Below are 23,674 nucleotides of genomic sequence, written 5' to 3'. Positions count from 1 at the left end.
GCGGTCCCGAGGTTCAGCCGAGGACCGTGAGATCGGACGTGCCCCAGTACGACTTCAGGTGCCGGACGAGACCGGCCGCGTCCATGCGGATCACGAGCATCGCCGTGCGCCGGATGCGCGCCGTCTCCGGGGCGTCGGGTGCCTTGAGCCAGCCCCGCTCCGCGTACCGCGGGCCCAGGGGCAGGTAGTCCATGACGGACGTGATCTGGATGAGCGCGTGCGTGGCGTCCTGGCCGGCGACGGGCTCGGCGGCCTCCTCCCGCAGGTTCGCGGAGAGGAGCAGCTCGTAATGAGAGCGCAGCGCGTCGTGCCCGGTGAGGGGCGGCAGTCCGACCGGGTCCTCGACGACGGCGTCGGGCGCGTACAGCTCGACGAGCGCGTCCAGGTCCCCGGCGTTGATCCGCCGACTGTGCTCCAGGGCACGCTTCTTGCGGGCGAACTCGTTCATCGCTGTCCCTCCACTGCCTGTCCGTTGCCCTGTCCGTCGCTCTGCCCGTTGCCGTTGCCCCTGCCGAGGTCACGGTCGATGAACGCGAAGATCTCGTCGGCCGACGCGTCCTGGATGCGCGCCGCCACCGCCGCCTCCTCGGCCGTCTCCCGCGGCACGTCGAGCCGCGCCAGCGTGGCGCGCAGCCGCCCGGCGAGCTCGGCCCTCGCCGTGCCGTCCTGCGCCGAGACCGACAGGAGCGAGTTCTCCAGACGCTCGAACTCCGCGAGCACGTCGGCGAGCGGATCCGCCGCGCGCGGCGCAAGCTCCTGCCGCAGATGCGCGGCGAGCTCCGCCGGGTTCGGGTGGTCGAAGACGAACGTGGCGGGCAGCTTCAGACCCGTCGCGGTCGAGAGCCTGTTGCGCAGCTCCACCGCCGTCAGCGAGTCGAAGCCGAGCTCCCGCAGCCCCTGGGTCGCGTTGACGGGCGTCGCCGCGTCGTATCCCAGGACGGCCGCGATGTGCGTGCACACCAGGTCGAGCAGCGCCTCCTCCCGCTCCGCGTCGGACATCGCGCCGAGCGACTTCAGCAGCGCGGACGCACCCGCCGACACGCCGGACCCGCCACCGCTCCTGCTCCCGGCGCCGCGCACCAGGTCCTGGAGGAGCGCGGGCGCGGGGTGGCTCTCGGCCTGCCGGCGCATCCGGGCCAGGTCGAGGCGGACCGGCGCGTAGAGCGGCAGACCACCGGACCAGGCCGTGTCGAGGAGGGAGAGGCCCTCGTCGGCGCCGAGCCCCACCACACCGGCCCGGGCGTGCCGTGCCCGGTCGGCGTCGGTGAGCCGCCCCGACATCCCGTTGTCCAGATCCCAGTAGCCCCACGCCAGGGACGTCGCCGCGGCGCCGCCGTCCTGCCGGTGCCGGGCCAGCGCGTCCAGGAACGCGTTGGCGGCGGTGTAGCTGCCCTGCCCGGGCCCGCCGAGGAGCCCGGCGACCGACGAGTACAGGACGAAGGCGGACAGGTCGGTGTCCCGCGTCAGCTCGTGCAGATGCCACGCGGCGTCCGCCTTCACCCGCATCACTTCCTCGACCTGTTCGGCCGTGAGGTTTTGCACCACCGCGTCGCTCACGGTGCCCGCGCAGTGGAACACGGCGGTCAGCGGGTGGTTGGCCGGCACCGAGTCCAGGAGGGCGACGGCCGAGTCCCGGTCGCCGGGGTCGCAGGCGGCGAACGTGATGTGTGCGCCGAGCGCGGACAGGTCGGCGGCCAGTTCGAGGGCGCCCGGCGCGTCGGCGCCACGCCTGCTCGACAGGAGCAGATGCCTGGCTCCGTGACGTTCCACGAGGTGGCGGGCGGTCAGGGCGCCGAGGGCTCCGGTGCCGCCGGTGACGAGTACGGTGCCGTCCGGGTCGAAGGCGACGGGCAGGGTGTACACGGTCGTGCCCGCGGTGGGCGGTGCGGCCGAGGCGGCGGGGGCCTGCCGGACGTCCCAGGCGGTGACGTCGAGCGGTACGAGGGGTCCGTCGTCCCGCACGTCGACGTCCGCCGCAGAGCCCACGGGCGCCGATCCCACGGGCCGCGCCAACTCCGTCAGTTCGGCCAGGATCTCGCGTACGCGGGCGGGCTCGGGCGGAGCGACGGCCTGCCCCTCGTCCGAGGGGCCCGGCCGATGGATCACCAGCGCCGCACCGCCACGATCGAGGGTGAAGTCGGCCGCTCCGTCCACGATGTCCACGCGCTGGTGCGGTGCGAGCCGCGCCACCGCCCGCCCCACGGGGCCTGTCCCCTCGGCGACGAGAAGCGTCTCCCCGTCGCCTGGCACGACGACATCCGCCAGTACGTGGTACGCCGCCACATAGGCGCCCAACGAACCGGCCGCCTGCGCCCAACTCCAGCCACCGGGAACAGTGGTGAGCAGCGCCGCATCGGTGACGGCCACCGGCCCCACCGCGTCGAACAGTCCCATCACCCGGTCACCCACGGCCACCGGACCTGCCGCACCGCCGACCTCCGTCACGACACCGGCACCCACGACCCGACAAGACCCGAGCGACTCCGAGTCGGGCGCGGCGGCCCGCACCGCGACCCGCACCTCGTGCGGCTCCAGGGCCCGCCGCGCCTCCGGGGCGTCGACCAGAGCCAACTGCCCTGCGGGGGAGTGACTTTCGCCCCCGGTGAGCCGCCACGTCGGCGCCCCGACCGGTGGCGTGAGCCGGGCGGAGGCATCGTCGCGTACGAGCCGCGGCACGAACGCCCGCCCGCCCCGCAGTGCCAACTCCGGCTCCGCCAGGCCCAGTACGCCGGGCAGCGAGGCGAACGCCCCATCATCCAGCGCGTCCACGTCAAGGAGCGTGAGGCGCCCCGGATTCTCGGCCTGCGCACTGCGCACCAGACCCCAGAGCGACGCACCCGGCAGGTCACCGACCGCCTCACCCGGCCGTGCCGCGACCGCACCCCGCGTGACGACGACGAGCCGGCTCGCCGCGAACGCGGGATCGTCGACCCACTCCTTGAGCAGCGACAGAAGGGTCACCGCAGCGAGCCGCGCGTACTCGGCCGCGTCCTCCGCGACGCCCTTCGGGCCACCCGCACCGGGCGTGGCGCACACGGCGAGCACGACATCGGGCGCCTCGCCCCCGTCCGCCACACCCTCTCGCAGCGCGGCGAACGTCTCCCGCACGGGAGCACCGGACAGCGCGTCGGCGAGCGCGGCGCCCAGCGGTTCCCCGGCGGGCGCGACGACAGCGGGACGCACGGCCCCGCCACTCACCTCGTCCGGAGCAGCGGCCTCCCGCCACACCAGCCGGAACAGCGCGTCCCGGTCGGCCGTACGGGCACCGGCGATCTGATGAGCGGCCACCGGCCGCACCGTGAGCGCCTCAAGCGCCAGGACCGGCGCCCCGGCATCGTCGACGGCCGTCAGGGCCAGCTGGTCCGGCGCGGTGCGTGCGATGCGTACACGGAGCTTGTCCGCGCCCGGCGCGTGCACCCGCAACCCGCTCCACGAGAACGGCAGCAGCACCTGGTCGGTGTCGGCGGACGAGGTGACCGCGTCCAGGATCAGCGCGTGCAGAGTGGCGTCGAGCAGCACCGGATGGGCCTGGTAGCGGTGGGCGCCGCCGCTCTCCGCCTCGGGCAGCGCCACCTCGGCGAAGAGGTCGTCCCCGAGTCGCCAGGCGGTCACGAGACCCTGTGATCCCGGCCCGAAGTCGTAGCCGTACGAGGCGAGTTCCGCGTACGGGTCCTGCCCGCCGACAGGAGTGGCCCCTGGCGGCGGCCAGGCGCCCCCCAGTGAGCCGCCCGCGGCGACGGGCCCGGCGGCGGGAGCCACCGTACCGGCGGCGTGCCGGGTCCAGACGGCCTCCTCGCCCTCACCCGTGGGCCGCGAGTGGACGGACACGGGACGCCGCCCGTCCTCGGCCACCTCACCGACCGCCACCTGCAGATCCACCGCACCCGCACCCTCGTCCCCGAAGGCGAGCGGCGTGTGCAGCGTCAGCTCCGCGAGCTCCTCGCAGCCGGCGCGCACCGCGGCCTGCAGCGCGAGCTCCACGAAGGCGGAGCCCGGCAGGAGCACCGTGTCCATCACCCGGTGCTCGGCCAGCCACGCCTGGTCGCGCGGTGAGATCCGCCCGGTCAGCAGATGACTGCTGCCGTCCGCGAGCTCCACGGCGGCCCCGAGCAGCGGGTGCCCGGCCGAGGCGAGCCCGAGCCCCGCCGGATCCCCGGCGAGCCCCCGGCGCCCCTCCAGCCAGAACCGCTCCCGCTGGAAGGCGTACGTCGGCAGGTCCACCACCCGCGGCAGTGGAACGGCGGGGAACCACCCCGTCCAGTCGACGTCGGCGCCCGCGGCGAAGGCCTGCGCGGCGGCGCGGGTGAGCTGGGCGGTGTCGCCGTGGTCGCGGCGCAGGGTCGGCACGACGGTGGCGGGCATGTCGGCCCGCTCGATGGTCTCTTCCATGCCGAGGGCCAGCACGGGGTGGGGGCTGGCCTCGATGAACAGGCGGTAGCCGTCGGCCAGCAGGGCTTCGACCGTGTCGGCGAAGCGGACCGGTTGACGGAGGTTGGTGACCCAGTAGTCGGTGTCGAGGGCGGTGGTGTCGTCGAGGCGTTCGGCGGTGACGGTGGAGTAGAACGCGACGTCGGTCGGGACGGGCCGGATGTCGGCCAGGCGCTCGGTCAGGAGGTCATGCAGTGCGTCGATTTGTGGGTTGTGGGAGGCGTAGCCGACGTCGATGACGCGAGCCCGCAGCCCGGCCTCTTCCGCATCCGCGACCACGGCAGCCACATGCTCCGGCGACCCCGAAATGACGGTTGCTGTAGGCCCGTTGACGGCGGCGATACTCACGCCGGGCCGGTCCCCGATCAGCCCGGCGACTCGCTCAGCGCTCGTGCCGACGGAGGCCATGTCGCCGCGCCCCTGCAACTGCCGCAGCGCGTCACTTCGTACCGCCACAATCCGCGCCGCATCCTCCAGCGACAGCGCACCCGCCACACACGCGGCAGCCATCTCACCCTGCGAATGCCCGATCACGGCGGCCGGAACGATCCCCTGATCCGCCCAGACCGCGGCCAGCGAGACCATGACAGCCCACAACACCGGCTGCACGACCTCGACCCGCGACAGTTCACTCCCGTCCCCGCGCAACACCTCACGCAACGACCAGTCAACGTACGAAGACAGGGCCTGCTCGCACTCGGCGATCCGCGCCGCGAACACGGGCGACTCGTCGAGGAGCCGTGCCCCCATCCCCACCCACTGCGAGCCCTGCCCCGGGAACACCAGAACCGGCCCCGCGCCGGAAGCACCCTGCACGGCGCCCACCACGACGTCCGGCGAGGGCTCGTCCGCTGCCAGGGAGCGGAGTCCCGCGAGGAGCGCGTCCCGGTCCCGGCCCACGACCACGGCACGGTTCTCGAACACCGAGCGGCTCTTGATCAGGGACCAGCCCACGTCCAGCGGCGATGCCAGCTGCGGATCGGCCGTCGCGCGCTCGGCCAGCAGCGCCGCCTGTGCCCGCAGCGCCTCGTCGCCGCGCGCCGATACCACCCACGGGACCACCCCGGCCGGTGCGTCCGCCACGTCGGACGGGGCGGGCGCGGGCTCCGGCGCGTCCGGGGCCTGTTCCAGGATGAGGTGGGCGTTCGTGCCCGAGATGCCGAACGCGGACACCCCGGCGCGGCGCGGGCGCTCGCCGCGCGGCCAGGCGACCGGCTCGGACAGGAGCCGGACGCCGCTGCCGTCCCACTCCACGTGCGGTGTGGGCGCGTCGATGTGCAGGGAGGTGGGCAGCTGCTCGTTCCGCAGCGCCATCACCATCTTGATCACACCCGCGACACCGGCCGACGCCTGCGCGTGCCCGATGTTCGACTTGATCGAGCCGAGCCACAGCGGCCGGTCCTCGGGCCGTTCCTTGCCGTACGTGGCCACGAGCGCGCTCGCCTCGATGGGGTCGCCCAGCATCGTGCCCGTGCCGTGCGCCTCGACCGCGTCGACGTCCTCGGCGGAGAGGCGGGCGTTGGCGAGCGCCTGGCGGATGACCCGCTGCTGCGCCTGCCCGTTGGGTGCCGTGAGCCCGTTGCTCGTACCGTCCTGGTTGATGGCCGAACCGCGGATCACCGCGAGGACCTTGTGGCCGTTGCGCCGGGCCTCCGAGAGGCGTTCGAGGACGACCAGGCCGACGCCCTCCGCCCAGCCGGTGCCGTCGGCCGCGGACGCGAACGGCTTGCACCGGCCGTCCTTGGCGAGCCCGCGCTGCAGCGAGAACTCCACGAAGGCGCCCGGAGTCGCCATGATCGTCGCACCGCCCGCGAGGGCGAGCGAGCACTCGCCCTGCCGCAGCGCGTGCGCCGCCTGGTGGATCGCCACCAGCGACGACGAGCAACCGGTGTCGATGGTCATCGCCGGGCCTTCGAGGCCGAGTACGTACGACACGCGGCCCGAGGCGACACAGCCGAGGTTGCCGGTGCCGATGTAGCCCTCCACCTCGGTGGGACGCTCGCCGACGAGCGCCAGGTAGTCGAAGATGGTCAGGCCCGTGTACACGCCGGCGTTGCTGCCCTTGAGGGCCTCCCGGTCGAGCCCGGCGCGTTCGATCGCCTCCCAGGCGGTCTCCAGGAGCAGCCGCTGCTGGGGGTCCATCGCCACGGCCTCGCGCGGGCTGATGCCGAAGAAGCCGGCGTCGAAGTCGCCCGCGTCGTAGAGGAAGCCGCCCTCGCGGACGTAGCTGGTGCCGCGGCTCTCCGGGTCCGGGGCGTACAGCGTCTCCAGGTCCCAGCCCCGGTCGTCGGGGAAGTCGCTCATGGCGTCCCTGCCGGCGGTGACCAGGTCCCACAGTTCCTCGGGGGAGCGGACGTCGCCCGGGTACCGGCAGGCCATGCCGACGATCGCGATCGGCTCGTCGTCGGCGGCCGCGGTGGTCGCGCGTGCCGCTTCGGCGGACGCCGGGTCGCCCGACAGCTCGGACTGGAGGACGTCGGTGAGCGCGTCGGGCGTGGGATGGTCGAAGACGACCGTGGTCGGCAGGGTCAGGCCGGTGCTCTTGTTCAGCCTGTTGCGCAGCTCGACCGCGGTCAGCGAGTCGAAGCCAAGCTCCTGGAACGGTTTGGTCGCGGGCACGGCGTCGACGTCCGAGTGCCCGAGCGTGGCCGCGGCCTGCGAGCGCACGTGCTGGAGCAGCAACTGCCGCTGCTGCGCGGGTTTCGCCTCGGTCAGCTCCTGCTGGAGCGACGACGCCTCCGAGGCGTCGTCCTGTGCCACGGGTGCGCTCGCGCGGCGGTTCTCCGGCAGATCGGCGAGGAGGGGGCTGGGCCGCTGCGCGGTGAACGTCGACGTGAACTGCGCCCAGTCGAAGTTCGCCACCGTCAGCGTCGTCTCACCCGCGTCGAGCGCCTGGTGCAGTGCCTTGACGCACAGGTCCGGGCTGAGCGGATGCAGGCCGAAGCGGCTGAAGAACGTCAGCGCCGCCTGGTCGGCGGCCATCCCGGCCTCGGCCCAGGGCCCCCAGGCGATGGAGGTGGCGGCCAGGCCCTGGGAGCGGCGGTGGTCGGCCAGGGCGTCGAGGAAGTGGTTGGCGGCGCCGTACGCGCCCTGCTGACCGCTGCCCCACACCCCGGCGCCGGACGAGAACATCACGAACGCCGAGAGATCCAACTCCCGCGTCAACTCGTGGAGGTGGAGTGCGGCGAGCGCCTTGGGACGCAGTACCTCGTCCAGTTGCTCGCCCGTCACCTCGCCGAGGCCGATGTAGTTCGGGACACCGGCTGCGTGCACGACGGCGCTGAGCGGGTGCTCGGCGGGAACGTCGTCGAGGAGGCGGCGCACCTGGTCGCGGTCGCTGACGTCGCAGGCGGTGAGGGTGACGGTGGTGCCGAGTTCGTGGAGTTCGGCGGCGAGTTCCTGTGCGCCGGGTGCGTCGGGGCCGCGTCGGCTGGTGAGGAGCAGGTGCGGGGCGCCTTCGTGGGCGAGCCAGCGGGCGAGTACGGCGCCGATTCCGCCGGTGCCGCCGGTGATGAGGGTGGTGCCGCGCGGCTCCCAGCTCACACCGCCGTTCGGGGTGGTGGCGGGCGCGTGGGCGAGTCGGCGGGCGTGGACGCCGGAGGGGCGTATCGCGAGCTGGTCCTCGTCCTGCGCGGCGGGAGCCGGGGCGAGCGCCGCCGCCAGACGGTTCAGCGACTGGTGGTCGATACGGGCGGGCAGATCCACGAGCCCGCCCCACAGGCGCGGATACTCCAGCGCGGCGACGCGCCCGAGCCCCCACACCTGCGCCTGCACCGGGCGGCTGAGAGCGTCGGTGGCGCCGGTCGAGACGGCACCCTGCGTGAGGGTGCGCACGACGACGTCGGTGCCGTTGTCGCCGAGCGCCTGGACGAGCGCGGTCGTCGCGGCGAGCCCCGCGGGCACGGCGGGGAACTCGGGGTGCGGCTCCTCGTCGAGCGCCAGCAGATTGACGATGCCGGCGTGCGGCTCGTCGCCCATCAGCGACCTCAACTCCGCCGCCAGCGCGGCACGTTCCACGGCGCGCGCGTCGAGCACGTGACGCCGGACATCGCCGCCGTGCGCGGCCAGAGTCTGCGCGGTCGCCAGAACGGCGGGATGGTCGGTGTGCGCGGCGGGCACGAGCAGCAGCCAGGTGCCGCCGAGCTCCGGCGCCGCCGCGTCGGGCAGATGCTTCCACGTGACGTGGTAGCGCCAGGAGTCGACCGTCGACTGCTCCCGGTGTCGGCGCCGCCAGGCCGACAGAACGGGCAGCGCGGGTTCCAGCGCCCCGACGGTCTCCGTCTGCCCCTCGATCTCCAGGCTGCTCGCGAGGGCGTCGATGTCCAGGTCCTCGATCGCCTGCCACACCCGGGCCTCGACCGGATCGTGCCCACCGCCCGCGGCCGACACGGCGGCGGGCGGCTCCACCCAGTACTGCTTGCGCTGGAAGGCGTACGTGGGCAGGTCGACGGTACGAGGGGTCGGCTCGGCCGGGAACCAGCGCCGCCAGTCGACGTCGGCGCCCGCGACGAACGCCTGGGCGGCGGCGTGCGTGAGCTGAGTGTGGTCTCCGTGGTCGCGGCGCAGGGTGGGGACGGTGGTGGCCGTGACCCCGGCCTGCTCGATGGTCTCCTGGATGCCGAGGTTGAGGACGGGGTGGGGGCTGGCCTCGATGAAGAGCCGATAGCCGTCGGCCAGCAGCGCCTCGACGGTGTCGGCGAAACGGACCGGTTGACGGAGGTTGGTGACCCAGTAGTCGGTGTCCAGCGCGGTGGTGTCGTCGAGGCGTTCGGCGGTGACGGTCGAGTAGAACGCGATGTCGGTGGTGGCGGGCCGGATGTCGGCCAGGCGCTCGGTCAGGAGGTCGTGCAGTGCGTCGATTTGCGGGTTGTGGGATGCGTAGCCGACGTCGATGACGCGAGCCCGCAGCCCGGCCTCTTCCGCCTCGGCGACGACGGCAGCCACATGCTCCGGCGATCCCGAAATGACACTCGACGAGGGTCCGTTGACGGCGGCGACGCAGACGTCGGGCCGGTCCCCGATGAGCTCGACGGTCCGCTCGGCACTGGCTCCGACGGAGGCCATGTCGCCGTGCCCCTGAAGCTGACGCAGTGCGTCACTTCGTACCGCCACGATCCGTGCCGCGTCCTCCAGGGACAGCGCCCCGGCGACGCACGCGGCGGCCATCTCGCCCTGCGAGTGCCCGATGACGGCGGCCGGAACGATCCCCTGATCCGCCCACACGGCGGCGAGCGAGACCATCATCGCCCACAGCACCGGCTGCACGACCTCGACGCGGGCCAGTTCACTGCCGTCCCCGCGCAGCACGTCGGTCAGCGACCAGTCGACGTACGCGGACAGGGCCTGCTCGCACTCACCGATGCGCGCCGCGAACACGGGCGACTCGTCGATGAGCCGGGCGCCCATGCCCACCCACTGCGACCCCTGCCCCGGGAACACCAGGACCGGCCCGGGACCCACGTCACCCGCGACCCCCGACACGAGATCCGCGGATGCCTCGCCCGAGGCCAGCGCCCCCAGCGAAGCGATCGCCTCGGCGGAGTCCCGCGCGACCACCACGGCCCGGTGCTCGAGCACCGCGCGGGTCGTGGCCGACGACCAGCCGATCTCCGTCGACCGCGCCCCGGTGTCGGCCGCCGCGAACTCACCGAGACGGCGGGCCTGTTCGCGCAACGCGTCGGACGTGCGCCCGGAAACGACCCACGGCACCACCGCACCCGGCGGTACCTCGACGGCAGCCTCCGCGGCCCCCTCCTCCTGCGGCGCCTCCTCCAGGATCAGATGCGCGTTCGTCCCCGAGATGCCGAACGCCGAGATGCCCGCGCGCCGTGTGCGCTCGGAGCGCCACTCGACGGGCTCGGACAGCAGCCGTACGCCGCCCTGCTCCCACTGGACGTGGGGTGAGGGCGCGTCGATGTGCAGGGACGTGGGGAGGAGGCCGTTGCGCAGGGCCATGACCATCTTGATCACACCGGCGACACCGGCGGCGGCCTGCGTGTGACCGATGTTGGACTTGATCGACCCGAGCCAGAGCGGCCGGTCGTCCGGCCGGCTCCGCCCGTACGTGGCGAGGAGAGCGTTGGCCTCGATGGGGTCGCCGAGCGTGGTGCCCGTGCCGTGGGCCTCCACGGCGTCGACGTCCTCGGCGGAGAGGCGGGCGTTGGCGAGCGCCGCGCGGATGACGCGTTCCTGCGAGGGGCCGTTGGGCGCGGCGAGGCCGTTGCTCGTACCGTCCTGGTTGATGGCCGAACCCCGCACCACCGCGAGGACCTTGTGGCCCCGGCGGCGCGCCTCGGAGAGCAGTTCGAGCGCCACGACTCCCGCGCCCTCGCCCCAGCCGGTCCCGTCGGCGGCGGCCGCGAACGGCTTGCAGCGGCCGTCGGGCGCGAGTCCGCGCTGCCGGGAGAACTCGGTGAACGAACCGGGCGTGGCCATCACCGTCGCCCCGCCGGCCAGCGCCAGCGAGCACTCGCCCTGCCGCAGCGCCTGACTCGCCAGGTGGATCGCGACCAGGGACGACGAGCACGCCGTGTCGACCGTCACGGCGGGGCCTTCGAGACCAAGCGTGTAGCTGATGCGGCCCGACACCACGCTGCCGAGGTTGCCGGTGCCGATGTACCCCTCGACCTCACTGGCCGTCTGGCTGATCAACGTCAGATAGTCGTGGGCGCTGACGCCGGTGAAGACGCCGGTGTCGCTGCCCTGCAGCCCGTGCGGGTTCAGGCCCGCGTGCTCGATCGCCTCCCAGGCGGTCTCCAGGAGCAGCCGCTGCTGCGGGTCCATCGCGACGGCCTCGCGCGGGCTGATGCCGAAGAAGTCGGCGTCGAAGCGGCCCGCGTCGTACAGGAAGGCGCCGTCGCGCACGTAGCTGGTCGCCGGGTGCTCCGGGTCCGGGTGGTAGAGGGACTCCAGGTCCCAGCCCCGGTCGTCGGGGAACCCCGCCACGGCGTCGCCGCCGTCCCGCACGAGCTGCCACAGGTCCTCCGCGGACCGGGCGCCGCCGGGGAACCGGCAGGCCATGCCGACGATGGCGACCGGCTCCGCCGATTCCTTGTCGCGGAGCCGTTGGCGGGCCTCGCGCAGCTCCGCGGTGACCCACTTGAGGTGATCGAGAAGCTTCTCCTCGTTCGACATCTGACCCAGGCTCCTTGGCGCTACGTGGTGATCGGGGAGGATTGAGGGCGGGGGTGCGGGGGAGTGCGCGGGTGGGGGTACGTGTGGGTGCAGGGGCAGGTCTACGGGGCGCGTCCCAGGCGGCTCACGACTTCCCGAACTCGCTGGAGATGAGGTCGAAGATGTCGTCCGCGCTCGCCGCCTCCAGGTCGGCGTGGCCGGATTCGCCGCCGTCCGGACCGTCCTGCGCCGGGCTCCACTTCGAGACCAGCACGTGGAGCCGTCCGGCGATGCGCCGCCGGGCCGCCTCGTCCAGCCCCGCCGTGCCGTACGCCGCGTCCCACTTGTCGAGCGCCGCGAGCACGCCGCCCTCATCGGTGGTCTCGCCGTCGTCGCCCAGCTGCGCGCGCAGATGCGAGGCGAGGGATTCGGAGGTGGGATGGTCGAAGATCACCGTGGCGGGCAGGGCGAGACCTGTCGTGTTGTTGAGCTGGTTGCGCAACTGGACGGCGGTCAGCGAGTCGAAGCCGAGCTCCTGGAACGGCTTCGCCGCGGGGATGTCCTCCACCGTGCGGCCCAGCGTGGCGGCCGCGTACGTCCTGACGTGCTGGACGAGGAAACCGTGCCGCTGCGACGCGGGCGTCTTCGCGAGCTCCTCGCGGAACGCGCCGGTCTCGGCCGCGGAACCGCCCTGCTCGGCCTCGCGGCGGTTCTCCGGCAGGTCGTCGAGGAACGGGCTGGGCCGCTGCGCGGTGAACGTCGGCGTGAACTTCGCCCAGTCGAAGTGCGCCACGGTCAGGGTGGCGTCGCCCGCGCCGACCGCCTGATGCAGCGCCTTGACGCACAGGTCGGGGCCGATGGGGAGCAGACCGAAGCGCTTGAAGTACGAGAGCGACTCGGGGTCCGCGGACATGCCGGCCTCGGCCCAGGGCCCCCAGGCGATGGAGGTGGCGGGCAGGCCCTGGGAGCGGCGGTGGTCGGCCAGGGCGTCGAGGAAGTGGTTGGCGGCGCCGTACGCGCCCTGCTGACCACTGCCCCACACTCCGGCGCCGGACGAGAACATCACGAACGCCGTGAGGTCCATGTCCCGCGTCAGCTGGTGCAGGTTCCACGCCGCATCGGACTTCGATCCGAGCACCTCGCCCAGGCGCGCGGTCGTCAGGTCGGCGATGGACGTCAGGTCGGTGATGCCCGCCGCGTGGATGACGGCGGACAGAGGTTGTTCGGGCGGCGTCCGGTCGAGGAGGCGGCGCACCTGGTCGCGGTCGCTGACGTCGCAGGCGGTGAGGGTGACGGTGGTGCCGAGTTCGTGGAGTTCGGCGGCGAGTTCCTGTGCGCCGGGTGCGTCGGGGCCGCGTCGGCTGGTGAGGAGCAGGTGTGGGGCGCCTTCGTGGGCGAGCCAGCGGGCGAGTACGGCGCCGATTCCGCCGGTGCCGCCGGTGATGAGGGTGGTGCCGCGCGGCTGCCACGCCGCCTCGCCACCGGTGCCGGGGGAAGGGGTGGGGGCGTGCGTGAGGCGCCGGGTGTGGGTTCCGGTGGGGCGGACGGCGGTCTGGTCCTCGTCCTGGGGGGTGAGGGCGGCGGCGAGGCGCGCGAGGGCGCGCGGGTCGATGCGTTCCGGGAGATCGATGAGCCCGCCCCACATGCGCGGGTGTTCCAGGGCGGCGACGCGCCCGAGTCCCCAGACGTGGGCCTGCAACGGATGGGCCAGCGGATCGGTGGCACTCGTGGAGACGGCTCCCTGCGTGACGGTGTGCAGGGGCGCGGTCGTGCCGTTGTCGCCGAGTGCCTGGATCAGCGCGGTGGTCGCCGCGAGCCCGGCGGGCACGGCCGCGTGCTCGGGGTGCGGGGTCTCGTCCAGGGCCAGCAGGTTGACGACCCCGGCGAGCCCGGACGTGTCCACGGCCGCCAGCGCTTCGCGCCGGACCTGTGCCGTCTCCACGGGGTGCAGCCGGACGGAGGCGGCGCCGTGCTCGGTCAGGGCGTCGGCGACGGCTCGTACGGCGGAATGGTCGACGAGTCCGTCCGGTACGAACAGCAGCCACTCACCGCTGAGTTGTGCCGCCGATGTGTCGGGTTGCTGCTGCCACGTGACGCGGTAGCGCCAGGAGTCGATGGTCGCCTGCTCCCGGTGCCGACGTCGCCACCCCTGGAGCACCGGCAGCGCGGGCTCCAGCGCCCGCACCGCCTCGTCACTGCCCTCCTCCGACCGCAACGTCTCCGCCAACAGCCCCAGGTCGAGCTCGTCGACGGCCTGCCACAACTGCGTCTCGGCCGCGCTGTGCTCGGCACCGAGGGTCTTTCCGGCGCGGGTGGAGCGTTCGAGCCAGTAGTGCTGGTGTTGGAAGGCGTAGGTGGGGAGGGTGATGGTGCGGGGGGTGGGGTCGGCCGGGAACCAGCGGCGCCAGTCGAGGTCGGCTCCGGCGGTGAAGGCGTGGGCGGCGGCGCGGGCGAGCTGGGCGCTGTCGCCGTGGTCGCGGCGCAGGGTGGGCACGACGGTGGCACTCGCGTCGGCCTGTTCGATGGTCTCTTCCATGCCGAGGTTGAGGACGGGGTGGGGGCTGGCCTCGATGAAGAGCCGGTAGCCGTCGGCGAGGAGCGCGTTGATGGTGTCGGCGAAACGGACCGGCTGACGGAGGTTGGTGACCCAGTAGGCGGTATCGAGGGCGGTGGTGTCCGCCAGTCGCTCGGCCGTGACGGTGGAGTAGAACGCCACGTCCGTCGGGACGGGGTGGATGTCGGCCAGGCGCTCGGTGAGCAGGTCGTGCAGTGCGTCGATCTGCGGGTTGTGGGAGGCGTAACCGACGTCGATCACGCGAGCCCGCAACCCGGCCGCCTCCGCCTCGGCGACGACAGCCGCCACATGCTCCGGCGACCCCGAAATGACCGTCGAAGAGGGCCCGTTGACGGCGGCGACGCTCACGCCCGGCCGGTCCCCGATCAGCTCGACGACCCGCTCGGCACTGGCTCCGACGGAGGCCATGTCGCCGTGCCCCTGAAGCTGGCGCAGCGCATCACTGCGTACCGCCACGATCCGTGCCGCATCCTCCAGCGACAGCGCACCCGCCACGCACGCGGCAGCCATCTCACCCTGCGAATGCCCGATCACCGCAGCCGGGACGATCCCCTGATCCGCCCAGACCGCAGCCAGCGAGACCATCACAGCCCACAGCACCGGCTGCACAACCTCGACCCGCGCCAGTTCGGACCCGTCCCCGCGCAACACGTCGGTCAGCGACCAGTCCACGTAGACGGACAGCGCCTGCTCGCACTCGGCGATGCGTGCCGCGAACACGGCAGACTCATCCAGAAGTTGGGCGCCCATGCCCACCCACTGCGAGCCCTGCCCGGGAAAGACCAGTACGGGCCCGGCCCCGGCCGAGGTCGCCGCGCCGGACACGACATCCGCCGACACCTCGCCCCCGGCCAGCGCCGCGAGCCCGGCCACCAGCGCCTCGCGGCCGCGGCCGACCACCACGGCCCGGTGCTCGAACACCGACCGCGTCGTCGCCAACGACCACCCGACCTCACCCGGCAACGCGCCCACGTCCCCCGCGACGAACTCGCCCAGCCTGCGCGCCTGTTCACGCAACGCCTCGGGCGTCCGCCCGGAAACCACCCACGGCACCACCGCACCCGGCGGTACCGCGACAGCCTCCACTGCCGCCGCCGCTTCCTCCTCCTGCGGCGCCTCCTCCAGAATCAGATGCGCATTCGTCCCGGAGAAGCCGAACGACGAAACCCCCGCACGGCGCGGGCGTTCGCCGCGAGGCCACTTCACCGGCTCCGTGAGCAGACGCAGCCCGCTGCCCTCCCACTCCACGTGGGGCGAGGGGGCGTCGACGTGGAGGATGGCGGGGAGCAGGTCGTTCTGGAGGGCCATCACCATCTTGATGACGCCCGCCACGCCCGCCGCGATCTGCGTGTGCCCGATGTTGGACTTCACGGCGCCGACCCACAGTGGCCGGTCCTCGGGGCGTTCCTGGCCGTACGCGGAGATGAGGGCTCCGGCCTCGATGGGGTCGCCCAGCGTCGTGCCGGTGCCGTGGGCCTCGACGGCGTCGACGTCCTCGGAGGTGAGGCGGGCGTTGGCGAGGGCGGCGCGGATGACGCGCTCCTGGGAGGGGCCGTTGGGCGCGGTCAGGCCGTTGCTCGCGCCGTCCTGGTTCACCGCTGAACCACGTATCACCGCGAGAACCTTGTGGCCGTTGCGGCGCGCGTCAGAGAGGCGTTCCAGGAGGACCACTCCCGTGCCCTCCGCCATGCCCATGCCGTCGCTGCCCGCCGAGAAGGGCTTGCACCGCCCGTCGGGGGCGAGGCCGCGGAGCTCGCTGAAGCCGATGAGCGGGGCGGGCGACGACATCACGTACGTTCCGCCGGCCAGCGCCAGTGAGCACTCCTGCGTGCGCAGGGCCTGGGCGGCGAGGTGGAGGGAGACCAGCGACGAGGAACACGCGGTGTCGACCGTCACCGCCGGGCCTTCGAGGCCCAGGGTGTAGGCGACGCGGCCCGAGGTGACGCTGCCGGAGTTGCCGATGGTGAAGTACCCCGCCGTGCCCTCGGGCACCTCGGAGGCGCCGAGGGCGTAGTCGAGGCCGTCGCAGCCGATGAAGGTGCTGGTGGAGCTGGCGCGCAGGCTCAGCGGGTCGATGCCGGCGCGCTCGATGGCCTCCCAGGCCGTCTCCAGGGCGAGCCGCTGCTGCGGCGCCATGGCCAGGGCCTCGCTGGGGCCGATGCCGAAGAAGGTGGGGTCGAAGTCGCCCGCGTCGTAGACGAATCCGCCCTCACGGACGTAACTGGTGCCGGTGCTCTCGGGGTCGGGGTCGTAGAGGGCGTCGAGGTCCCAGTTCCGGTTGCCGGGCAGCGGGGCGACCGCGTCGCCGCCCGTGGAGATCAGCTCCCAGAAGTCCTCGGGAGTCCGGACCCCGCCCGGCAGCCTGCATGCCATGCCGATGACGGCGATCGGCTCGTGGCCCGCTGTCTCGACGTCTTGCAGCCGGCGTTCGGTCTGACGCAGGTCAGCAGTGACACGCTTCAGGTATTCAAGAAGCTTCTCTTCGGTGTGCGCCATCCCGGTGACAACCGCCCCTCTCCGCGAGAACGGCAGAGCCCCTGACCCGATGACCGGTCAGCCGGGCGACCGGCGTGAGCATCGGGCAGGCGGGGCCCCCGCCGACCGCAGACTCGTCGACGGCGCTAAAGCCCTCCTAATACTCGGCTTTGCCGCAGGGCCGGTTCTTCCGCAGGACCACTGTCCTATGCAGGTCAGTTCTTCTGCAGGGCGCGGGTGACCCCCGCGATGACCGCGGTCGTCAGCACCCAGCCGAAGGCGATCAGCAGGTAGGCCAGCCCCTGGAGGCCGCCGTTCGGCCAGTACCAGGCTGTGCGCTGGCCCAGGCCACCGATGGGGATCAGGAGGTCGAGCGTGTAGACGAGGGGCTGGAAGGGCGCGCCTTCGCCCCGTTTGGCCGGGGTGGGGGAGTGCGCGCCGAAGGTCAGCGTGCCCAGCAAGGTCAGTGACAGGAGCCAGACCCCAGCCAGCCACGGGCGGTAGCCGTAGCCGACGGTCGCGTCGAGCAGGTGACCCCAGACGCGCGCGGCCCGGGGCAGGGTCCGACGCCGGTGGCGCTGCTTGGCCAGGAGGACGCGGCGGGCGTCGTCGTCGTGGCCGGCCTTCCGGTACCAGTCCGCCAACTGCTCGTACGGCTGGGGGTTGTAGTCCGGGCCGCGCCGCACCCACGCCACCCGGCGGGCCACGGAGTCCCGACGCCCCACCGCCTCCCGCCGCTCGCCGTCCTCGTCCACCTTGATGGAGCCGTAGACGAACCCGTCCAGCTCCACCACCTCCGGCCAGCTGCGGTCGCTGTCGTGGAGGTACGACACCTGGGCACCCCGCAGGTCCACGATGCCGGACGGGGGCCGCGCGAGAGTGAAGTCGAAGTCGACCGCCTGCATCAGCATGGCGACCAGGGACGGGCCGGCGCCGTCCGGCGGCCCGTTCAGGAAGGCTCCTTCGAAGGTGAGGTTGTCCGAGATCCGGGTGCCCCTCAGCCGTACGGTCCCGTTCGCGGTGAACCCGTCGGAGAAGTCGAGGGTCGAGGCCGCGGCGTTGTCCAGGGCGAGCGCCACCCCGCTCGGTCCCGGGCCCGTCAGCCGGGCGCCCCGCATGTGCAGGCCCCCCGGCAGCTGCGCCCCCATGAGGCGGATCTCCCCGTGCGCGACGAATCCGTGCTGACAGTAGACGCCGCCTTCCGCCACCAGTCCGCCCGCGGACAGCGCCCACCTCCCGGGTGCGGTGAGCTCGGCGCCGTTGAGGTTGACGACGCCGCTCACCTGGGCATTGATGAGCGACAGGGCGGTGACCCTGCGGTGGAAGGGCGAGGCCGAGCCGCCCTCCAGATGCGAGCGCCGCAGGTCGAGGCGTCCCTCGACGCGGATCACCCCCGCTTCCACGCCCGGCACGCGACAGCCCACCATCGCGATGGACTGGGTCGACGCCCCCAAGAGGTCCACGCCCTCCTCGAACCAGCAGTCCTCCAGCCAGAGCGCGTGGGCGACCTGCGCGCCGGCCAGGTCGAGGCGCCCGGATATCCGCGCACCGGCGAGCCCGAGCCGCGCGACGGTCCCTGGTTGTGGTGTGTTCGCGCCCAGGAGGAGCGCCGCGATCACGGAAGCCCGGACCGTCCGTTCGGGACCCCACCGCCCGCCCCCGGCGACACGGTCGTTCTCGGGTACGCCCGTGCGCACGTCCACGCGGCGTCCCTCGGGGAAGGCGTTCCACAGCGCACGCTCGGGTGCGGTCAACTCGTCGTAGGAGAGCACCCGTGCAGCGTAGAGAGCCCGCTCGGCCGGGGGTTCTTAGGAACGCTTAAGGACCCCCTGCCAGGGTGTCCCGGTGTCGGTCCGGACAACGCGAAGCGAGGCATCGTGCCCATCACGGATAACAAGCCGGCCGCCACCTTCCCCGACCTGGTCGACCCGTCGTTCTGGGCGCGGCCGTACGGGGAACGCGTGGCACTGTTCGAGGAGATGCGCCGGATGCCGCATCCGGCGTTCATCCAGCAGAGCATGCCCGGCGTGCCCTTCGCCTTCGGGTACCACGCGCTGGTGAAGTACGCGGACATCGCGGAGGTGAGCCGTCGGCCGCAGGACTTCTCCTCCGACGGCGCGACCACGATCATCGGTCTGCCGCCCGAGCTGGACGAGTACTACGGCTCGATGATCAACATGGACAACCCGGAGCACTCGCGGCTGCGCCGCATCGTGTCGCGCTCGTTCGGGCGCAACATGATCCCCGAGTTCGAGGCCGTGGCGACGCGCACCGCGCGGCGCATCATCGCCGACCTCGTCGAGCGCGGTCCCGGCGACTTCATCCGGCCCGTCGCCGCGGAGATGCCCATCGCCGTGCTGAGCGAGATGATGGGGATCCCGGAGTCGGACCACGACTTCCTCTTCGACCGGTCCAACACGATCGTGGGTCCGCTCGACCCGGACTACGTGCCGGACCGCGCCGACTCCGAGCGCGCGGTGATCGAGGCCTCCCGCGAACTGGGCGACTACATCGCGGAGCTCCGCGAGGAGCGGCTCGCCGCGCCCGGCAACGACCTGATCACCAAGCTCGTCCAAGTGCAGGCGGACGGCGAGCAGTTGACGCGTCAGGAGCTCGTGTCGTTCTTCATCCTGCTCGTCATCGCCGGGATGGAGACCACCCGCAACGCCATCTCGCACGCCCTGGTGCTGCTGACCGAGCACCCCGAGCAGAAGCAGCTGCTGCTCTCGGACTTCGACGCGTACGCGAACGACGCGGTCGAGGAGATCCTCAGGGTCTCCACGCCCATCAACTGGATGCGCCGCGTCGCCACCCGCGACTGCGACATGAACGGCCACCGGTTCCGCAGGGGCGACCGCATCTTCCTGTTCTACTGGTCGGGCAACCGGGACGAGGGCACGTTCCCGGACCCGTACCGCTTCGACATCACGCGCGGCACGAACAACCACATCACTTTCGGAGCGGTGGGCCCGCACGTCTGCCTCGGCGCCCATCTGGCCCGGATGGAGATCACCGTGCTGTACCGGGAGTTGCTCGCGGCGCTGCCCCACATTCGTGCCGTGGGGCAGCCCCGCAGGCTGGACTCCAGCTTCATCGAGGGCATCAAGCACCTGCACTGCACGTTCTGAGGCCTACCGGGTGCGTACGTCTCCTCCGCATACGTACGACTCGCCGGCCCCGCCGCGATCAGTGGCCGGACAGCGCCATCGGTGAACTCATCAGGTGCATGTCACCCGAGAGGATGGCCCGCTGCAGATCCTGCAGCGGGCGCCCGGGCTCCAGCCCCAGCTCGTCGTTGAGCGTCTTGCGCACCGACTGGTACACCTTCAGCGCGTCCGCCTGCCGCTCGGAGCGGTAGAGCGCGAGCATGAGCTGGCGGGAGAACGCCTCGCACATCGGGTTCTCGGCCGTCAGGGCGTACAGCATGCCCACGGCCTCCCGGTGCCGCCCGAGCTGCAGCTGGCACTCGACCAGCATCTCCTGGCACTCCAGCCGGATCTCGGTCAGCCAGGTCGAGAACCCGTCGACGATGGGGCCGTTGGCTGCCGGGCCGTTCCCGCCCTGCCCGAGGATCGGCCCGCGCCACAGGGCGAGCGCCTGCCCGAAGCAGGACGCCGCTTCGTCGTAGCGCTTCTCCCGGAGCAACACCCGCCCCGTGTCGACGAGTTCGGGGAAGTCCTGGGCGTCAATCCGGTCCTCGGGGTTCTTGTGCAGCACGTAGCCCGGCGCACGCGTCTCGACCGGATTGCCGGCCACGCCCGGCACCTTCAGGAACTTGCGGAGCTGGGAGATGTACACGTGCAGCCCGGCAGTGGCGCGCCGGGGCAGATCCTCGCCCCAGATCTCCCGCATCAGCTGCTCCAGGGAGACCAGTTGGTCGGCGCGGATGAGCAGGACCGTGAGGACGATCTCCACCTTCTGCGCGTTGATGGTGGCGTAGTCGTTGCCGTCCTTGATCCGGAGCGGGCCGAGCATCTCGTACCTCATCGAGCGTTCCCCCTTGCCGTCGCGGGCCGTTGCGCACTGTCCGCGAGCGCCTCGGAGATGACGTCCGCGACGCCTCGCTGGTGCGTGTTGAGGTAGAAGTGCCCTCCGGAGAAGACCTTGAGGTCGAACGGGCCGTCGGTGTGCTGCCGCCAGGCCTCGACCTCGTCGACCGGGGCCTGCGGGTCCCGGTCGCCCACGAGGGCGGTGACGGGGCAGCTCAGCGGGGACGTCGGCGCCCACTGGTACAGCTCGACCGCGCGGTAGTCGCTGCGGACGACCGGGATGATCTCGGCGAGCAGCTCCTCGTCGTCCAGGAACCGCGGGTCCGTGCCTCCGGCCCTGCGCAACTCACCGACCAGGTCGGCGTCGTTCAGGAGGTGCACAGTGCCGCGACGGTGGACGGACGGAGCCCGGCGGCCCGAGACGAACAGGGCGCGGGGCTCGCCGGTCGCACCCTCCCGCAGCCGCTGCGCGACCTCGAAGGCGAGCACCGCGCCCATGCTGTGCCCGAAGAACGCCATCGGGCGGTCGTCGAACGGGAGGAGCGCCTCCGCGATCCGGTCGGCCATCTCGGGGACGCCGTCCAGGAGTCGCTCTCTGCGCCGGTCCTGCCGTCCGGGGTACTGCACCGCGAGGACCTCGGTGTCGGGCAGCAGGGTGGGGGATTGCGCGAGGGGGTGGAAGTAGGAGGCCGAGCCGCCCGCATGGGGGAAGCAGATCAGGCGTACGTCGGCTTCAGGCCGGGGCCGGAAACGACGTATCCAAGGGTCCGACGGATGGGGTGGGGGGGAGACAGACAAGATCAATCCCTTCGCCAGGAGCGCTGACAACGGTGTCGCCGCATAGCGCAGCCGCTCCTGATCATGCGCAGCTCAAAGTTTAAAGGGCAACGTCGATATAGAGGCACCAGGGCGGAATGAGACATTCCCCATGCTTTACGCTGCGATTCTTGCGTGATCAAATGCCTGGGGCAAGTTTAAGGTAAATTTCAATATGAATGCTTAACGATGTGCCGGCCGAAGTCCGGCCCCGACCGGCCTCGGACGTCGGCATATGCGGACATCGGTGGAGTGGGTCGGACGCAGGGGCAGGTCAGAAGGGTGCGCTGACGGAACGCGCGGATCGCGCCCGCGCTCCGGATGCGGTCAAGGCCCCCTCAAGGCGGACTCAACCGTCGTGGTGTCAATCTTTGCGGGATCATTACGATCCATTGGTTTGGTCTCTTCGCCCCTCGCTGGCCTGCGCTATTCCTTCCCCTTATCGCAATGATTTGGAAACGCCCGGTTTCCCCTGCCGGACACTCGTGTCCAATGATCGGTGCCCCGATTCTGGCTTGTTGTTTTCTTGCCGCCTCGACCCGTCGGGATCGGTCTTGATTTGGCCTCCGAAGTACCTGCACCCCACATGGGGACATCGGGACGGGGGTGGCCGAGGGGCCCGGGAGTGGGCGTCGAGTGGCCGGAACCAGCCCCGTGTGAACCGGCGGCAGTTGGCCACACGATCAGTACGGGCGCGCTTGCGGGCCGCCGCGGGGTCCGGGGCCGCCAACGGGCCACACCGGGCCTCGCGGGGCGGGGTTGTCACCTTTTGGGGTGACTATGCCTTGTTCAAGGTGTGCTCTTCCGCGGCCCATCCGCGAAGGTCGTGGCATGGGTGCCCGCTGCCCCCCGGCAAGCCGGCCGCGGGCCGGAGCTGCCACCGAAGGAGTACAGGACGATGAGCGAGAGCATGGCGTGGCTGACGCGGGACATCCGCAAGGCCCGCAAGCAGGGCCCGGCCGAGGTCGCGCGGCGCCGGGGCGACCGGCTGGCGGACCTCGTGGCCTGCGCCCGCTCCGCGTCGCCGTACTACCGCGAGCTCTACAGCGGTCTGCCCGAGCGGGTCGACGATCCGACGCTGCTGCCGGTCACCGACAAGAAGAAGCTGATGGACCGCTTCGACGACTGGGCCACGGACCGGGACATCACCTTCGAGAAGGTCCGCGCGTTCACGGACGACCCCGGCCTGATCGGCCGCCGCTTCCTCGGCCGGTACCTGGTCGCCACCACCTCGGGAACCAGCGGCAGGCGCGGCCTGTTCGTGCTCGACGACCGGTACATGAACGTGTCCTCCGCCGTCTCCTCCCGGGTGCTCGCCTCCTGGCTCGGCCCGCTCGGCATCGCACGCGCCGTGGCCCACGGCGGCCGCTTCGCCCAACTCGTCGCCACCGAGGGGCACTACGTTGGCTTCGCCGGCTACTCCCGCATGGCCCAGGAAGGCGGCGGGCGCAGCAAGCTGCTGCGGGCGTTCTCCGTGCACGAACCGCTGTCGCACCTGGTGGCCCAACTCAACGAGTACCGGCCTGCCTTCGTCATCGGCTACGCGAGCACGATCATGCTGCTCACCGCCGAACAGGAGGCGGGCCGCCTGCACATCGACCCGGTACTGGTCGAACCCGCGGGCGAGACGATGACCGACAGCGACACCGACCGCATCGCGCGGGCCTTCGGCGCCAAGGTGCGCACGATGTACAGCGCGACGGAGTGCACCTACCTCAGCCACGGCTGTGTCGAGGGCTGGTACCACGTCAACGACGACTGGGCCGTGGTCGAACCCGTCGACGAGGACCACCGGCCCACTCCGCCGGGCGAGTTCTCGCACACGGTCCTGATCTCCAACCTCGCCAACCGCGTCCAGCCGTTCCTCAGGTACGACCTCGGCGACAGCGTCATGCTCCGCCCCGACCCCTGCCCGTGCGGCGCGTCGTCCCCCGCGATCCGCGTCCAGGGCCGGGCGGGCGACATCCTCACCTTCCCGTCCGGCCGCGGCGACGACGTCCGGCTGACCCCCTTGGCCTTCAGCAGTCTGTTCGACCGCATGCCGGGCGTGGAGCTCTTCCAGATCGAGCAGACTGCTCCCGCGACGCTGCGGGTCCGCATGGTCAAGGCGCCCGGCGCGGACGCGGACCACGTGTGGCGCAAGGCCCATGACGGCCTGACGCACCTGCTCGCCGACAACAAACTGGACAACGTCACCGTGGAGCGGGCGGAGGAGCCGCCGCAGCAGGCGTCGGGCGGGAAGTACCGGACGATCATCCCGCTGCCTGCGTGATGAGGC

General features: G+C 72.2%; 8 protein-coding genes and 1 pseudogene. 2 read left to right on the top strand and 7 right to left on the bottom strand.

All coding sequences use genetic code 11. From position 1 onward, the window contains the following. Positions 1–13 precede the first annotated feature (13 nt). The 5 genes and pseudogenes from DEJ48_RS04535 to DEJ48_RS04515 form a co-directional block, all read right to left on the bottom strand. On the bottom strand, positions 14–448 hold the full coding sequence (locus DEJ48_RS04535) for a nuclear transport factor 2 family protein (RefSeq protein ID WP_150214671.1): 435 nt from the start codon (positions 446–448) through the stop codon (positions 14–16). Next, a complete protein-coding gene (locus DEJ48_RS04525) occupies positions 445–11,511 on the bottom strand; it encodes a type I polyketide synthase (protein WP_411757523.1) in 11,067 nt (3,688 codons plus the stop codon). Before DEJ48_RS04525 ends, DEJ48_RS04535 begins: the two co-directional genes overlap by 4 nt. Next, positions 11,494–11,562: pseudogene (locus tag DEJ48_RS41005) on the bottom strand (polyketide synthase docking domain-containing protein); the annotation flags it as partial. The gene DEJ48_RS04525 and the pseudogene DEJ48_RS41005, both read right to left, overlap by 18 nt. A 124-nt stretch (positions 11,563–11,686) precedes the next feature. Then, entirely contained in the window at positions 11,687–16,612 is a 4,926-nt protein-coding gene (locus DEJ48_RS04520) for a type I polyketide synthase (protein WP_150214669.1), read from the bottom strand. Between the two features lie 194 nt (positions 16,613–16,806). Beyond that, the gene (locus DEJ48_RS04515; RefSeq protein WP_150214667.1) at positions 16,807–18,363 is read right to left on the bottom strand and encodes an oxidoreductase; all 1,557 of its coding nucleotides are present in this window, start codon (positions 18,361–18,363) and stop codon (positions 16,807–16,809) included. Positions 18,364–18,468: 105 nt separating this feature from the next. Here DEJ48_RS04515 and DEJ48_RS04510 point away from each other — a divergent pair, with 105 nt between their 5' ends. Next, complete coding sequence (locus DEJ48_RS04510; protein ID WP_150214665.1) at positions 18,469–19,719, top strand: cytochrome P450; 1,251 nt, start codon at positions 18,469–18,471, stop codon at positions 19,717–19,719. Between the two features lie 58 nt (positions 19,720–19,777). Here DEJ48_RS04510 and DEJ48_RS04505 read toward each other — a convergent pair whose 3' ends face one another. Both DEJ48_RS04505 and DEJ48_RS04500 read right to left on the bottom strand, forming a co-directional pair. Further along, positions 19,778–20,578 carry an AfsR/SARP family transcriptional regulator gene (locus DEJ48_RS04505; RefSeq protein WP_150214663.1) on the bottom strand — a complete coding sequence of 267 codons (801 nt, stop codon included), beginning with the start codon at positions 20,576–20,578 and terminating at the stop codon, positions 19,778–19,780. Continuing rightward, positions 20,575–21,378, bottom strand: coding sequence for a thioesterase II family protein (locus DEJ48_RS04500; RefSeq protein WP_150214661.1), 804 nt, complete (start codon positions 21,376–21,378; stop codon positions 20,575–20,577). Before DEJ48_RS04500 ends, DEJ48_RS04505 begins: the two co-directional genes overlap by 4 nt. Positions 21,379–22,294: 916 nt before the next feature. Between DEJ48_RS04500 and DEJ48_RS04495 the strand changes: the two genes are divergently transcribed. After that, positions 22,295–23,668 (top strand): phenylacetate--CoA ligase family protein, encoded by a 1,374-nt coding sequence (locus tag DEJ48_RS04495; RefSeq protein ID WP_150214659.1) that lies wholly within the window; start codon positions 22,295–22,297, stop codon positions 23,666–23,668. Positions 23,669–23,674: the final 6 nt, after the last annotated feature.

This window comes from Streptomyces venezuelae (assembly GCF_008642315.1).
Taxonomy (GTDB): Bacteria; Actinomycetota; Actinomycetes; order Streptomycetales; family Streptomycetaceae; genus Streptomyces; species Streptomyces venezuelae_D.
The sequence above is the reverse complement of the archived record's forward strand: the minus strand, read 5'-3'. Positions and strand labels throughout refer to the sequence as shown.

Bases quoted from the DNA above. Each gene is read 5' to 3' on its own strand.
- DEJ48_RS04520 (WP_150214669.1), bottom strand. From the start codon at position 16,612: ATGGCGCACACCGAAGAGAAGCTTCTTGAATACCTGAAGCGTGTCACT.
- DEJ48_RS04535 (WP_150214671.1), bottom strand. From the start codon at position 448: ATGAACGAGTTCGCCCGCAAGAAGCGTGCCCTGGAGCACAGTCGGCGG.
- DEJ48_RS04505 (WP_150214663.1), bottom strand. From the start codon at position 20,578: ATGAGGTACGAGATGCTCGGCCCGCTCCGGATCAAGGACGGCAACGAC.
- DEJ48_RS04495 (WP_150214659.1), top strand. From the start codon at position 22,295: ATGAGCGAGAGCATGGCGTGGCTGACGCGGGACATCCGCAAGGCCCGC.